Source organism: Aequorivita viscosa (assembly GCF_900106795.1).
Lineage (GTDB): Bacteria > Bacteroidota > Bacteroidia > Flavobacteriales > Flavobacteriaceae > Aequorivita > Aequorivita viscosa.
Window position 1 is genome coordinate 60,833 of record NZ_FNNS01000002.1, and the last position, 14,960, is coordinate 75,792.

The 14,960-nt window shown below is 36.6% G+C and carries 16 protein-coding genes; 5 read left to right on the forward strand and 11 right to left on the reverse strand.

Translation table 11 applies throughout. From position 1 onward, the window contains the following. Positions 1–60 precede the first annotated feature (60 nt). The 5 genes from BLW28_RS01260 to BLW28_RS01280 form a co-directional block, all read right to left on the reverse strand. Complete coding sequence (locus BLW28_RS01260; RefSeq protein WP_073213638.1) at positions 61–582, reverse strand: AAA family ATPase; 522 nt, start codon at positions 580–582, stop codon at positions 61–63. Beyond that, the gene (pnuC, locus tag BLW28_RS01265; RefSeq protein WP_073213641.1) at positions 579–1,217 is read right to left on the reverse strand and encodes a nicotinamide riboside transporter PnuC; all 639 of its coding nucleotides are present in this window, start codon (positions 1,215–1,217) and stop codon (positions 579–581) included. Before pnuC ends, BLW28_RS01260 begins: the two co-directional genes overlap by 4 nt. Beyond that, positions 1,201–1,461, reverse strand: a complete 261-nt coding sequence (locus BLW28_RS01270) for a thiamine-binding protein (RefSeq protein ID WP_073214036.1) — start codon at positions 1,459–1,461, stop codon at positions 1,201–1,203. The genes pnuC and BLW28_RS01270 overlap by 17 nt, the downstream gene beginning before the upstream one ends. Before the next feature lie 166 nt (positions 1,462–1,627). After that, positions 1,628–2,323 (reverse strand): phosphoglycerol geranylgeranyltransferase, encoded by a 696-nt coding sequence (locus BLW28_RS01275; protein WP_073213644.1) that lies wholly within the window; start codon positions 2,321–2,323, stop codon positions 1,628–1,630. Beyond that, the gene (locus BLW28_RS01280; RefSeq protein WP_073213649.1) at positions 2,324–2,962 is read right to left on the reverse strand and encodes a 4'-phosphopantetheinyl transferase family protein; all 639 of its coding nucleotides are present in this window, start codon (positions 2,960–2,962) and stop codon (positions 2,324–2,326) included. 106 nt (positions 2,963–3,068) lie between these two features. Between BLW28_RS01280 and ahcY the strand changes: the two genes are divergently transcribed. Together ahcY and BLW28_RS01290 are read left to right on the forward strand one after the other, a co-directional pair. Further along, a complete protein-coding gene (gene ahcY / locus BLW28_RS01285) occupies positions 3,069–4,385 on the forward strand; it encodes an adenosylhomocysteinase (protein WP_073213652.1) in 1,317 nt (438 codons plus the stop codon). A gap of 136 nt (positions 4,386–4,521) precedes the next feature. Then, complete coding sequence (locus BLW28_RS01290) at positions 4,522–5,673, forward strand: methionine aminotransferase (protein ID WP_073213656.1); 1,152 nt, start codon at positions 4,522–4,524, stop codon at positions 5,671–5,673. A 31-nt stretch (positions 5,674–5,704) separates the two neighbouring features. Here BLW28_RS01290 and BLW28_RS01295 read toward each other — a convergent pair whose 3' ends face one another. The 5 genes from BLW28_RS01295 to BLW28_RS01315 form a co-directional block, all read right to left on the reverse strand. Then, positions 5,705–6,598: an aminotransferase class IV gene (locus tag BLW28_RS01295; protein ID WP_073213659.1), complete on the reverse strand. Its 894-nt coding sequence runs from the start codon at positions 6,596–6,598 to the stop codon at positions 5,705–5,707. Between the two features lie 39 nt (positions 6,599–6,637). Further along, positions 6,638–7,360 carry a sulfotransferase-like domain-containing protein gene (locus BLW28_RS01300; protein ID WP_073213662.1) on the reverse strand — a complete coding sequence of 241 codons (723 nt, stop codon included), beginning with the start codon at positions 7,358–7,360 and terminating at the stop codon, positions 6,638–6,640. 165 nt (positions 7,361–7,525) lie between these two features. Then, entirely contained in the window at positions 7,526–9,373 is a 1,848-nt protein-coding gene (gene glmS / locus BLW28_RS01305; RefSeq protein WP_073213665.1) for a glutamine--fructose-6-phosphate transaminase (isomerizing), read from the reverse strand. Between the two features lie 5 nt (positions 9,374–9,378). Then, on the reverse strand, positions 9,379–10,923 hold the full coding sequence (locus tag BLW28_RS01310) for a BamH family beta-barrel-assembly machinery protein (RefSeq protein ID WP_073213668.1): 1,545 nt from the start codon (positions 10,921–10,923) through the stop codon (positions 9,379–9,381). Between the two features lie 20 nt (positions 10,924–10,943). After that, positions 10,944–11,753: a glycogen/starch synthase gene (locus BLW28_RS01315; protein ID WP_073213671.1), complete on the reverse strand. Its 810-nt coding sequence runs from the start codon at positions 11,751–11,753 to the stop codon at positions 10,944–10,946. A 161-nt stretch (positions 11,754–11,914) separates the two neighbouring features. Between BLW28_RS01315 and panC the strand changes: the two genes are divergently transcribed. The 3 genes from panC to BLW28_RS01330 are packed head-to-tail and all read left to right on the forward strand — an operon-like array spanning position 11,915 to position 14,114. Continuing rightward, positions 11,915–12,781, forward strand: a complete 867-nt coding sequence (panC, locus tag BLW28_RS01320; protein WP_073213676.1) for a pantoate--beta-alanine ligase — start codon at positions 11,915–11,917, stop codon at positions 12,779–12,781. 12 nt (positions 12,782–12,793) lie between these two features. Further along, positions 12,794–13,144 (forward strand): aspartate 1-decarboxylase, encoded by a 351-nt coding sequence (gene panD, locus BLW28_RS01325; protein ID WP_073213680.1) that lies wholly within the window; start codon positions 12,794–12,796, stop codon positions 13,142–13,144. 1 nt (position 13,145) lies between these two features. Then, positions 13,146–14,114 carry a lysylphosphatidylglycerol synthase transmembrane domain-containing protein gene (locus BLW28_RS01330; protein WP_073213683.1) on the forward strand — a complete coding sequence of 323 codons (969 nt, stop codon included), beginning with the start codon at positions 13,146–13,148 and terminating at the stop codon, positions 14,112–14,114. A gap of 107 nt (positions 14,115–14,221) precedes the next feature. On the opposite strand, the gene lipB is transcribed toward BLW28_RS01330, so the two are convergent. Then, complete coding sequence (gene lipB, locus BLW28_RS01335) at positions 14,222–14,950, reverse strand: lipoyl(octanoyl) transferase LipB (RefSeq protein WP_073213686.1); 729 nt, start codon at positions 14,948–14,950, stop codon at positions 14,222–14,224. Between the last annotated feature and the right edge of the window lie 10 nt (positions 14,951–14,960).

Here is a 14,960-nt window from a genome sequence, read left to right on the forward strand (position 1 = left end):
AATTAACTTATTCTAGGTATGCGGACTTCAAAAAGCACCTAAAGGAAATTAGAAGCTAGTTTACAACCCATTAATTATTTCAATTGCTTTCTGCAACCTTTCCTCTTTGTTTCCTTCAAGAATTTGATAAGGGAAGCTGTTTTTTTTCAATTCAGCTTCAAAAATATGGAACATTTCTTCGCGATTGTTAGGTTGATCTCGCAATATATCGGCTTCCCAAGGAATGTCTATATACGTTAACAAGTACATAGCCGTGTTGTTTTTTAATGCTTCTTTCTGAATAAATTCAGGACAAAACCCATTGTAGTAATATTCTGAATACACCTTCAATTCAAGTAAATTTGTATCACAGATAAGCAGTTTTTCAACTTTTTTTAAAGATTCCTTTTCAAGTTCTAGCTGCCCTTTGGCTATGGGAACAAGATCTTTCTTTGAAACCATTTCTTTTTTAGTCTTCCATTTTTCTTCTAAATAGTGTCGCATAAACTCGGGAACCCAGAGCGTATTGTAATGCGCTGCCAACTGCTTTGCCAAAGTCGTTTTTCCCGTAGATTCTGGACCGTATAATACAATCTTTTTCACTTTAGTAAGCTAGTTTCGGGTTTATTCAGGTTTTTCTTCCACGCCTTATAACCAACTATTGAAATGACGATAAACAATAGAAATTGAAATGAAGTAAACATAAGTCCTTTATAAAAATATAACGGAAATGAAATGATATTTCCTGCGAGTAAAAACAACCAGTTTTCAATTTTTTTGCGAGCCAATAACCACATTGCAACAAAAAATATTGCTGTGGTCAAGGTATCGACATACGCTGTCCAACTATTCCATTTATCGAAAACTTTATAAATAATGAAAATAAAAAAAAGAGTTCCGATAAATATTCCTAAGCTAATTTGTTTTTCTTTTATAGTGGTTTTTGTGATTGGCGTATAGTGTTCGGAATCTACTTTTCGGGTCCAAAAATACCATCCGTAAATGCTCATTGAAAAGTAGTATGCGTTTATAACCAAATCGCCCAAAAGTCCATAAACTGCCAGTAGATACACAAAAATAGCAGTGCTTAAAATGCCAGTTGGATAGATTAGAATGTTGTCTTGTTTCGAAAACCACGCACTCAATAGACCGAAAACAACGGCAGTAATTTCCAACGCCACAAGATATGGAGGGACATTTTGGTATTCAGCAAAAAACCAATCAAAAATGTGGCTCATAATTGCTTCTGTCGGATTTTACGATTTTTATGTAAAGCAAACCGCGTTCTACTGCTTCAAGGGCTACCTTCATCTCTTTTTGAAGCATATTCATAACCTCATCATAATCGCCATAAACTTGTGTACTCAGCGGATTTTCAAGAACCGTAAGTCCAGAATTTCTCAGGTTAGTTATAAAGTTTATTATCGCAGGTTCCCAATCGTCTTGCAACGGCGAAAGTGTGAGTTCTACTGAAATTTTCATATTCGATTTTTTTTCAAATTTATAGGTTTTCATTGTGGTCATTGGGGCTTAGCGGTATGTTTTTTTTACCACAGAGGCGCAGAGATCACAGAGGTTTTGAATTTTTGGAATTTACAATTTTAAAATTTGTTTGGAATTTGGAATTTGGAATTTATTTTTTGGCACTTTAATCCTCAAAGGCTGTTCCCATCACAATCATATCTGCTCCCGCAAGATATGCGGCCTGTTTTTGGGATTCAGATCTTATTCCACCGCCCACAATCAACGGGATTTTTATGGCTTCTTTTACTTTCGCTATTATTTCAGGTTTCACAGGAAATTTAGCACCACTTCCTGCTTCCAAATAAATAAGTTTGGCGCCCATATACTGCCCGGCCAAAGCCGTGTGTACAATATCTTCAGCATTTTCTTGTGATATTGGCTCTGTTGCAGTCACTTTTGAAACAGACGAATGATTTCCACCGTCGATCAATAAATAGCCCGTTGGAATGATTTCTAATGGCGAATTTTTCAACTTGGCAATAGACTTTACTTGTTGTCCCACTAAATATTCGGCATTGCGGCCAGAAAGCAAGGTTAAAAACAAAAGCACATCGGCCAAAGAAGTAATATGCGAATAGTCGCCAGGAAAAAGGAAAATTGGGAGCTTTGTGTTTTGTTTTAATGCTTTCACGACACCTTCGGTTTCGCCGTTGGCCACAGTGCTGCCTCCTACAAAAAGATGTGTAGTATTATTAGGAATTTTATTCAGAAAAGCATCAATCTCAACATTGTCAAATTTATCAGGATCTATAAGAATAGCGAGCAATTTTTCGTTCGCTTTTACCGATTTCAGAATAGCATTATAAAAAAGTTTGTCCATTTAATTTCGGTTAGAAATAAGGGCATAGGCACAGGTAAATCCTTCAAACTCTAGAAAATCTATGTCATAAGTCACTTCTTTAGCGCCATAGGTAACAGTGGCGGTAGTTCTGTCGTGATCTAAGTCGAATTCATCAACATCTATATGCTGAAGGAAACTCACGCTTTTTTCTGAAAAACTTTTATAAAGTGATTCTTTTGCACACCAAACAATGGTAAGCTTTCGCATTAAAGCATCTTCATTTGCGATAGTGCGATATTCTTCAATAGGTGTAAATTTATGGGCAATCCGAAGTATTTTAGGTCGTTGTTTTTCAATATCAATCCCCACTTCCATATCACTAATTATAATTGCTGAAAAATTAAATGAATGCGTGATAGAAATATACTTATCATCATTTAAATGTGGTTTTCCATTTTCATCATAATACAAATCGTGATCTGTATATCCCTCAATCGCTAATAACTGACGAATGCTCATAAATGCACGTCGGTGAATTTCGCTTTTCATATTTACCACCCGATTTGTACAATTTTCAGTGAGTTGAATATGCTTTGAAAGGACATCAAAAGACTCTTCAATTTTCCAAATAAGTACTTTGGTTGAGGGGTTTACTGTTATAGTTTTGTAAAGTGGCATAGAATATTAGAGAGATATTATGTACTTTTGCAGACCTAAATGAAAAATCAAAATTAGTTAATATCAATGAGTTTCCCGCCTTTGTGGGAGATAAAAATCAAAATTTATGTCAACGAAAACAGTGCCTTACACGGCGTACAAAGTAAAAGACATTTCTCTTGCAGATTGGGGAAGAAAAGAAATTGAACTTGCGGAAGCAGAAATGCCAGGACTTATGAGTCTCCGTGAAGAATATGGAGCAGAGCAGCCTTTAAAAGGAACGCGTATTGCAGGATGTTTGCACATGACAATTCAAACTGCAGTACTTATAGAAACACTTGTTGCTTTAGGTGCTGAAGTTACTTGGAGCTCTTGTAATATTTTCTCAACTCAAGACCACGCTGCTGCGGCTATGGCTGCTGCAGGAATTGCAGTGTATGCTTGGAAAGGAATGACAGAAGAAGAATTTGAATGGTGTATTGAGCAAACTCTTTTCTTCGGTGAGGAACGCAAGCCATTAAATATGATTCTTGACGATGGCGGCGACCTTACCAATATGGTTTTAGACAAATATCCAGAGCTTGCTAGCGCAGTAAAAGGTATTTCTGAAGAAACCACAACGGGTGTTCACAGATTATACGAACGCGTTAAAAAAGGAACACTGCCTATGCCTGCTATCAACATTAACGATAGCGTTACAAAAAGTAAATTTGACAACAAATACGGATGTCGCGAAAGTGCTGTGGATGCTATTCGCCGCGCAACAGATTTAATGCTTGCTGGAAAACGTGTAGTTGTATGTGGTTATGGTGATGTTGGTAAAGGAACTGCAGCCTCGTTTAAAGGAGCTGGAAGTATTGTAACTGTTACCGAAATTGATCCAATTTGTGCACTACAAGCTGCAATGGACGGTTTTGAAGTTAAAAGACTAGAAACTGTTATCGGAAATGCCGACATCGTGATTACTACAACTGGAAACAAAGATATTATTCGCGGAGAGCATTTTGAAGCAATGAAAGACAAAACAGTTGTTTGTAACATTGGTCACTTTGACAACGAAATTGACGTGGCTTGGTTAAAGAAAAACCACGGAAGCACACACGTTGAAATAAAACCACAAGTTGATAAATATACTATTAACGGAAAAGACATCATCCTTTTAGCTGAAGGCCGATTGGTGAATCTTGGTTGCGCTACAGGTCACCCAAGTTTTGTAATGAGCAATAGTTTTACCAACCAAACCCTTGCTCAAATTGAGCTTTGGAAAAATGGTGAAAACTACGAAAACAAAGTATATATGCTTCCTAAGCATTTAGATGAAAAAGTTGCAAAACTTCACCTTGAAAAAATTGGAGTTGAACTTACTGAGCTTAAGCCGGACCAAGCAGAATACATTGGAGTAACTGTTGAAGGCCCATACAAGCCTGAGTATTATAGATACTAATTGATTTACGATTGTAGACTTTAGAATTACGATTCTATTCAAAATTGAAACCCTTGCAGCAATGTGAGGGTTTTTTTATTGGCTGAAATAAATAGTAACTTCGACAAATACATTCGAATGTAAAATTTCAATCAAAATGATTAAAAGCTCCAAACTCCCAAACATTCCAAATTCCATCTTCTCAATCATGAGTAAAATGGCGGCAGAACATAATGCTATTAATCTATCGCAAGGTTTCCCGAACTTCCCTAGTGATTCAAAACTGAATGATTTGGCAAGTGAGGCGATGCGTGAAGGGTTTAATCAATACGCACCAATGGCAGGCGATTTTGAACTTCGAATGGAAATTTCCAAAAAGATAGAAAAGCTTCACAGTCGTTTTTACAATCCAGAGTCTGAAATAACCATAACTGCAGGTGCTACACAAGCTATTTTCACGATAATCGCTACAACCATTTCCAAAGACGACGAAGTGATTGTTTTCACCCCGGCGTATGATTGTTATGCGCCTACAGTAGAATTATTTGGCGGAAAGATTGTTCCCATTCAACTGAAGCCTCCGTTTTACACAGTAGATTGGACGGAAGTTGCCGATAAAATTTCTTCAAACACGAAAATGATAATCATCAATAGTCCGCATAATCCAAGTGGGATGCTCTTTTCTGAAGAGGATATGTTAGAGCTGCAAAAGTTGGCGGAAATACATGACCTATTGGTTTTAAGCGATGAAGTGTACGAGCATATTATTTTTGACGGTAATATCCACCAAAGTGCATCTAAATATGAAACCTTGGCAAATCGAAGTTTTATTACAGCTTCCTTTGGAAAGACATTTCACAACACTGGTTGGAAAATGGGCTACTGTGCAGCTCCAGCATATTTAATGAAAGAGTTTCAAAAAGTTCACCAATTCAATGTTTTTTGTGTGAACCATCCCTTTCAAAAGGCTTTTGCTACGTATTTAAAAAACGCTAATCACTATTTAAACCTTTCAAACTTCTATCAACAAAAGCGAGATTTCTTTTTGAATGTAATGGAAGGGTCAAAATTCAAAATTGTTCCTTCAAAAGGCACTTATTTTCAAATGCTAGACTTTTCTGATATTTCAAATGAAAACGATATTGCTTTTGCAGAAAGGCTCACAAAAGAATATAAGGTAGCCACAATACCTACTTCTGTCTTTAACAAAGACGGAGCAGACTACAAACAAATTCGTGTTTGTTTTGCAAAAACTGAAGAAACGCTAGCGGAAGCAGCAACAATTCTAAAAGAGTTTTCTAAGCTTTAATTGAAATAAAAGATTTTCTATAACAATCAAATTACAGCTTTTCGCAAAGCATTCTTACTTCTTTCTCATAGCGTTTAATTATCCTTTGCTGAAGCGTATTGTTTTTTGGAATACTTCGTCCATCGATTTCAACTATTGGTGTAAGTTCACCCATAGTACCTGTAGCGAAAACTCCATCGCCATTATAGAACTGAGATAACGAAATATCCGCCTCGACAAGAGCGATTCCTTCCTTGTTACACATTTCCATTACTGAATTTCTTGTAATTCCAGGAAGACAAGCGTGGGCAAAGGGCGTATAAACTTTTCCATCTTTTACCATAAAAACATTGCTGCCATTCAGCTCAGCTACAAAACCGCGATCGTCTAACATTAACCCTGCATCTTTTCCAGCAACATTGGCTTGAATTTTCGCGATGATATTATTGAGCAAGTTATTATGATGAATTTTGCTGTCTAAAAACTGAGGAGAATTTCTACGTTGACTTGTACTAATTACTTTAATGCCGTGATCGTTATCGTATACTAGTATTTTCCATTCGGCTAAAACAATAAGGCAAGATCCGTTCTGGTTCAACCGTGGGTCCATACCACTGGTTATTTTTTCGCCACGTGTTAAAGTGAGGCGGATGTGTGTATCATCGGTCATTCCATTAGCATCGAGGGTTTGCTTTATTGCATCTTTAATAAACTCTTTAGAAGGAATATCGACAAAAGCCAACGTTTTAGCCGATTCGTGCAAACGGGTTAAATGTTTGTCAAGACAAACAACGCCTTCAGGATATACGCGCAGCCCTTCCCAAACGGCATCGCCCCCTTGAACTGAGCTATCGAAAACTGAAACTTTCGCTTCGCTTCGCGGGAATAAACGGTCCCTGATAAACACTTGAATGTTGTCGTTCTGCGGATTTGATTTTTGAAGCATGGTTTCTATTTTTATTTAAGATTGAGGAATGTAGCACCTTCAATCATTAATTAATATGTTGTTTTTTAAAGTTTCGTAATAAGGCAAAGCTTCTTTCAGTAAAGGTTTTAAATGAATTGGTAACGGCTGAGAACTGCTTTTTTGAATAGCAAATCCATCAGAATTATGAACGTTGTTATACCAATGTTTTGCCCAAACTCCATCTTCGGGAATACCGCCCTTCTTCCAGCGGAGCATTTTTTCAGAAAAGGGAATGTTTAGCAAAGCGCACAGCTTCCTTAAATAAGTTTCCGGATTCTTTAAAAGTTCATCACTATCGATAACTAATGGAGTTTTACCGTTTTTCTTCAGAAATAAAAACAATTCCGAAGCTTTTTTAATTCCGATATCGTTTAAAGTTGGCGTATGTATCACTTTAGCGAAAGAAGCAATTAGCTTTTTTGGGTGTCGGATAAGTAGAATATTACTCCAATTTAATATGAAATATGGAGATTGCTCTAAGTAATGATGTGCCATTCCTTTAACGAAAACTTGTGTTGTTTCAGCAAGTGAATTTATACCGTGAACAATCTCATCTGCGTTTAACTCCATGGATTGTAAAATTTCTTCTTGCGACGGGTGGCGGTTTTCAATTGAAGCATTGTTTAGATAATATCCATAAAAAGGCTCATCCAAAACTGCTGTGTCTTGGCGTTGCGCAAAAGAATACATCAGAGCAGTTGAAAGGTTACGAGGGCCAGAAATGAGATTGATTACCTTCATTTACTAAAAGTATTAATTTATTTGGAAACAGAACATTTCGAATAGGACTTTTAGAAATTTCCACAAACAGAATCCAATGAAAAGCGGCAATCACAAGAAATTGAATTCTTTATGATTGCCGCTATATAATTTGTGATCTAGAAATAAATCTAGTTCGTTTCTATACTATTCTACTGTAACAGATTTTGCCAAATTTCGAGGCTGATCTACATTGCGACCAAGCATTACTGCTATATGGTACGACAATAGTTGAAGTGGTATAGTTGTAAGTAAAGGCGTTAATGGCTCTGGAGTATGTGGCACTTCCATTACATAATCTGCCATTTCGCTTACTACTTTATCCCCTTCAGAAACCACTGCAATGATTTTACCTTTTCTTGCTTTTATTTCTTGAATATTGCTCACTACCTTTTCGTAATGCTCACTTTTTATTGCAACCACTACAACAGGCATAGACTCGTCGATAAGTGCAATAGGACCGTGTTTCATTTCGGCAGCTGGATACCCTTCTGCATGGATATAGGAGATTTCTTTAAGCTTTAAAGCCCCTTCTAAAGCAACTGGGAAGTTGTAACCTCTTCCTAAGTAAAGGAAATTACGTGCATCTTTAAAAACCGCGGCAATTTCTTTAATCTTACTTTCGGTTTTTAACGCTTCTTCCACGTGTGTTGGAATAAGCGCCAATTCGTGTAAATAACGCACAAAATCGCTATGGCTTATTGTTCCTTTGGCTTTTGCTAACCTAAGGGCCAACATAGTAAGCACTGTAATTTGAGTAGTAAACGCTTTGGTACTTGCAACCCCAATTTCAGGACCGGCATGCGTATACGTTCCGCTGTGTGTTTCGCGAGAAATTGTGGAACCTACCACGTTACAAATTCCATAAACAAAAGCGCCATGCTGTTTCGCTAGTTTTATAGCCGCCAACGTATCGGCAGTTTCGCCACTTTGTGAAATGGCAATTATTATATCTTTTGACGAAATAATAGGGTTTCTGTAACGGAATTCAGAAGCATATTCTACTTCTACAGGAATTCGCGTAAAGTCTTCGATAATGTATTCTGCAACTAGACCTGCATGCCAAGAAGTTCCACATGCTACAATGATGATGCGCTCTGCGTTAAGAAATTTTTCAATGTGATTTTCTAAACCACCAAGTCGTACAATTCCTTCGTCTGGAAGTAATCGTCCGCGATAGGTATCTTTAATTACTGAAGGTTGCTCGTAAATTTCCTTTAACATAAAGTGATCGTACCCTCCTTTTTCAATTTGCTCAAGATTCATTTGAAGCTCTTGAATATAAGGCGCCACTACTTTGTCATCTTTAATTTTACGAATTTTCACATCTCGTCCTAAACGGATAATTGCCATTTCTTCATCTTCAAGATAAATAGCATTATTTGTAAATTCAATAAAAGGTGAAGCATCGCTAGCTACAAAAAATTCATCTTCCCCAATACCAATGGCTAATGGGCTTCCTAACTTTGCAACTACAATTTCGTCTGGCTTTTTTCTATCGAAAAGTGCAATTGCATATGCTCCTACCACTTGGTTTAAAGCAATTTGAACAGCTTTCCCTAGCTTTAGTTTTTGATTTTTTTGTATATCTTCAATAAGGTTTACTAACACTTCTGTATCGGTATCAGACTTAAAAGTATACCCTCTATTTATCAATTCCTTTTTAAGCGTGTCGTAATTTTCTATAATTCCATTATGAATAATCACTAAGTCTCCGCTATTGGAATAATGTGGATGGCTGTTTACGTCGTTAGGCACCCCGTGAGTAGCCCAACGTGTATGCCCAATACCTAAGTTTCCGACTAAAGACATTTCGTTTTTAGCTTTTTCTTCAAGAGTAGCTACTTTGCCTTTTGTTTTACAAAGCTGAATATCCTTACCGTCAAACAATGCAATCCCTGCACTGTCATAACCGCGATATTCTAATCTTTTTAACCCCTTAAGTATAATGGGATAAGCATCCCTTTTTCCGATATAACCAACAATTCCACACATAGTTATTATTCTTGTTTTGTATAATAAATTTGAAGTTTTAATCTTTTTTCTGGGTTCGGGGATGAGTTTCCGTGAAGAATAGTTCCTTCGTGGGAGATTACAGTCCCAGTTGGTACTTTTTCAATACTTGGCTCTGTAGTTTCCAGAAGTTTTTGATTTGTACGATTTAAAACGTTTTGCGTAACCACAACTCCGAGTGGTACGTTAGTACTGTCCTTATTTATAAGGTTACTTATATGGTTTGTTATTCTTAACTTATAATACTGACCTGCATTATCACTTCCTCTCTCAAGTCTTCCAAAGTGTGTTGTCATAGCCTCTACAGGCGGCAAACCACTTGTTGGGTCTAGGAAATAATCTGCTAGCAAACTACTGTTTTTAAGATCGTAAATCATTATACGTTCGGGTTCGTTATTACCTCCCGTCATTAAATCTTGGTTTACGTAGAAAATTAAATTGGCTTCATTCACCAGCCATTTTTTAGCTCTAAGCAATTCTAAATCATCTGGCACCCCGTTATCATCGCTGTCATTTCCAAATAATTCAACAACAGAAATAATACCATCTCCACCACGCAGATATAGATTATCATTGCCCGTTACAATATTCGGATTGTCCAGATCAGACTGAATAAACTGCGGCAGCGGATCATTTTCAAAGGTATTTACAGTTACATCTCCAAAATTTAATTTGAAGGTTTTGTTAACTCGCTCTTCTGGCTCATCTTCATCGTCATGACTATAATAAATAATAACATAAGCTTTGGTAGCATCAAAAACAAATAGGTTTCCGTTGTTGTTAATATCTGCTACTTGAAAATGTAGGCCGCGCAAATAATTTTTAAAATTATTATTATTTCGAAGTTCTTGCGAGCCTTCTTTATCTATTATTTTTTCCTGAAAAAATGTGTTAGGTAAAGCAACACGAAGTCCTGGCCCTAATTTTTCTTCATTATCTTCTCCTTTGTTAAAAACAAATCCGTTGCTAGTAGGAATAAAATTTTCAGCAACAACGAGTTGAGAGCCTAAATTACTTCTAAAAAGAGGTCCTTGATTGCTGTAATAAGGCTGAGGATCCTGGAAGTCGCCTTCAGGATCTAAGTCTCTTAAAAAATAATTGGATTCTGATATAGTAATGTTTATGGGCGAACCACCGTAAATTGAATCTGTGGTATAAGTTGTAGTACTATCTACCGTTGTACTTTTACTATAATAAGGTATGTAAACAAAAACGCTATCTGCCGTTGCATTCTCACCAAATTCGGGATTATTCTTAGGCATTTTTAGCTGTGTTAATAAACTTACGCTTGTTTTGCCATAAACAGGATCGGCATAGACTCCCAACTGGTAAGCAGGCAGCCTATTGCTTTGAACTGGACTCAACTTTTTACTATATGCAATAATTTTTTGAGATTCGTCCAATACTCCACTAGGAGGCTCGGATCCTAAAATTTCAGATCCAATTGTACTAATATCTTCTTGACAGGAAGCGAAGGCTATAATTAAAACAAGAATAACGCCAACTCTCGGCAACAATTTTGTATGGGTCATACTTAACAATAAGGGTGAATTTATTTTAAAACATCGTTGCAGTAAAAGTCTTGATAAGCTTGGGAAAAATCTTCTACTTTATGATATTTTAACACAGGCTTTGACAAGGAGTCGATATAGCCTTGAAGATCTTCTGGCACATCTTGAGAACCAATAATTACCGCATCCGAATTTTGAATTGCAACCTTCATTAAATTAAGGTAATTCGGTTCTTCCAGATCTGCTAATGCTTCTTCATCAATAGCGTCAAAACGAATTTTATCAATAGTATTTGTACCTAAAGCTCCGTCAAAACCTTGTCCGTAAACTGAGGTTACGATTTTACTGTTTTCAAACAAAGGTTCGCTTCCGTAATAATTGCGAAGGTATAGCGGCAAAAAAGATGCTAACCATCCATGAACGTGTATAATGTCTGGCGCCCAATTTAGTTTTTTAACAGTTTCAATTACTCCTTTAGCAAAAAATATTGCGCGTTCATCATTGTCTTTATAAAGATTTCCTTCTTCATCGGCGTAGGTTGCTTTTCGTTTAAAGTAATCGTCATTGTCTATAAAATAAACTTGAATTCTTTCTTTCGGAATTGACGCTACTTTAATGATTAGTGGCATATCCATATCATTAATTACCAGATTCATTCCCGATAGTCGGATTACTTCGTGTAATTGATGCCTTCTTTCATTGATATTTCCATATCGAGGCATAAAAATGCGAATTTGTCCACCCGAGCTGTTTATCATTCTAGGCGCTTCAAACGACATTGAAGAAATCTCGGTCTCAGGTAGATAAGGAATTACCTCTGAAGACACATATAAGACTCTCTTATCTTTCATCTATATATTTTTTACAATTGATTTTATTAGAAAAATGCCCATTTAATAGGCGCTAAACCGCAATAACCTAAGTCTATGGCGCTTTAAAAACACGCAAAATTACGAAAATTTATGTAGATTGCATTGAATATATTAAATTTGCCCGCTCTTAAACCGTTTTTATGGTGATACATACCACGAAGGAAACCTTGACACAGGCTTTATCTCTTAAAAGAAATAACGCCCGTAAGGCGGGAAAAAATTATAAAATCGGTTTTGTACCAACTATGGGTGCATTACACGAAGGACACCTATCATTGGTGCTTAAGGCATTGGAAGAAAATGATGTTGTTGTAGTTAGCATTTTTGTAAACCCAACACAATTTAACAACTCCAATGATCTTGAAAAATATCCACGAACCCCAGAAAAAGACCTCTCGCTACTCGAAGGTATTACAAAAGATTTAATTATATATCTTCCACAGGTTTTCGATATTTATGGGGATGATGTAGCTTCAAAGCAATATGATTTTGAAGGTTTAGAATTCGAGATGGAGGGAAAACATCGAAAAGGACATTTTGACGGAGTAGGAACTGTATTGACTAAATTCTTTCAGATAGTTGAACCCACAAAGGCATATTTTGGCGAAAAAGATTTTCAGCAATTACAAATTGTAAAAAAACTAGTTGCAGTTAATAAAATACCAGTTGAAATAGTGGGCTGCCCTATTTTAAGAGAAGAAAATGGCTTAGCTATGAGTTCGCGAAATGCGAGGTTAACTAAGCAACAATTTGAAGAAGCCTCCCTCATTTACAAAAGCTTGACGGAAGTCCGAGAAAAATTTGATTCTCACTCTATTGCCGACTTGAATAAAATAGTTGCGGAACGGTTTTTGCAAAACGAAGATATACAACTGGAATATTTCGAAATCGCTAACGAAGACACGCTAAAAACGGCACTTGAGAAAGCCAACGCTACTAAATACAGGGCCTTTATAGCAGCTTTTTTAGGTGAGGTTAGATTAATCGATAATATGCCTCTAAATTAATACCTTTGCGCCATGCAAATACACGTAGTAAAATCTAAAATCCATAGGGTAAAAGTTACCGGTGCCGACCTAAATTATATAGGAAGCATTACTATTGATCAAGATTTAATGGACGCCGCCAACATTATTGAAGGCGAAAAAGTTCAAATAGTTAATAATAACAACGGGGCTCGTTTGGAAACTTATGCCATTCCTGGCCCAAGAAATAGTGGCGAAATAACTTTGAACGGTGCAGCTGCTAGACTTGTTTCTCCGGGAGATGTGCTTATTCTAATTTGTTATGCGATAATGGATATAGAGGAAGCCAAAACGTTCAAACCAGCATTGGTTTTTCCAGACGAAGACACCAATTTACTCCGCTAAATTGAGCCGAAATCTCTCTAGATTCTTACAAATAACTATCCCTTTAGGGCTGGGAGTTTTCTTGATTTGGTACATCTATCAATCATTCACCCCGAGCCAACTTGCTGAAACCAAGAAGTATTTTTCTGATGCTAATTATGGCTTTGTTGCCCTTTCTGTTGCTTTAAGCATACTTAGCCATATATCGCGCGCTTACCGTTGGAGTTTTATGTTGGAACCATTGGGATATAAAACAAAAATGGCAAATAATTTCATGGCGATTTCAGTTGCGTATTTAATGAATATCTTCATTCCAAAAAGCGGAGAAGTTTCTAGAGCAATAATTCTCGATAAATACGAAAATGTGCCATTTCAAAAAGGCTTCGGAACTATTATTTCGGAAAGAGTCGTTGACCTTCTTTTTTTACTAATTTATACTATTATTGCCATCACTATAAAGTTTGATGCGCTGTATGATTTTGTGGTCGACAGTATCCCTGAATCTACACTTTACCTTATTATCGCAGGGATTTCTGTAATTATAATTGCAATTCCTTTATATATAAAATTTTCAAATTCGAATATCAACAAGAAACTAAAGAGTTTCGTTATCGGATTAAAAGAAGGAGTTTTCAGTATTCTGAAAATGAAAAAAAAGGGCGCATTTATTTTTCACACGTTTATAATCTGGATCCTCTACATTCTCTCGTTCTTCGCAGCACTACAAGCGTTGCCTATAACATCTGTGATTCCTATTGGCACCGTTATTATCGCTTTTGTTGTGGGCAGCTTTACGTTCGCTTTTACAAACAGTGGTTTTGGAACTTATCCAGCTGCCATTGCAGGAATATTAACCATTTTTGGAATCGCTAAAACTGCCGGTGTTGCCTTTGGTTGGATTGTTTGGATATCTAATATTGTTTCGGTTGTAGCTTTAGGGGTGTTATCACTTTTGCTTTTACCCATTTATAACAGAAATCGGATTGAATGATAAAGCTCTCTATTTTTCTTTCTCTCTTCTGAAAAAAATAAAATTACAACGAAACATAATCAAAACATTAAACGTAAACTTTCGTTTTTTAATCGTTTTATTTCTACCTACAAAATCAAAGTAGTTTCTTCAATTTTGGTTTTTATTTCAGCATTAAAGAGGGCTACAAAATGCTTCAGCAATTTCCCCTTAACCTCTTCCATAGAAACCTGAGCAACGCCCAATTCAACGTTTAAAGAAGTGACCGCCTTCCCTTTTATTCCGCATGGAATCATGTTATCAAAATAACCTAAATCAGTATTTACATTCAGTGCGAAGCCGTGCATGGTTACCCACCTACTCGCTCGTACGCCCAGCGCGCATATTTTTCTTACAAATGGTGTTCCTACATCTAGCCAAACTCCAGTTTCGCCCTTGCTGCGTTCTGCTTTAAGTCCGTATTCTGCCAAGGTAAGAATAACCATTTCCTCAAGTAAACGGAGGTATTTATGAATATCGGTAAAGAAGTTTTCCAGATCGAGAATGGGATAGCCAACGATTTGTCCTGGACCGTGGTATGTAATGTCGCCTCCTCTATTTATTTTGTAGTACTTTGCACCTATTGCCTCGAGTTTTTCTTCAGAAATAAGCAAGTTTTCAATATGACCACTTTTTCCGAGGGTATACACGTGAGGATGCTCCACAAACAGAAAATAATTTGGTGTAGGCTTTTGGATAGCTTCCTTTCGGTTTTGGCTCTTTATTGCAATAATTTGATTAAAAAGAACTTCTTGATAGTCCCACGTTTCCTTATAGTCTTTTAAACCTAAATCTTTGAATTGTATGGTTGCGTTCAATTTTTCTGAT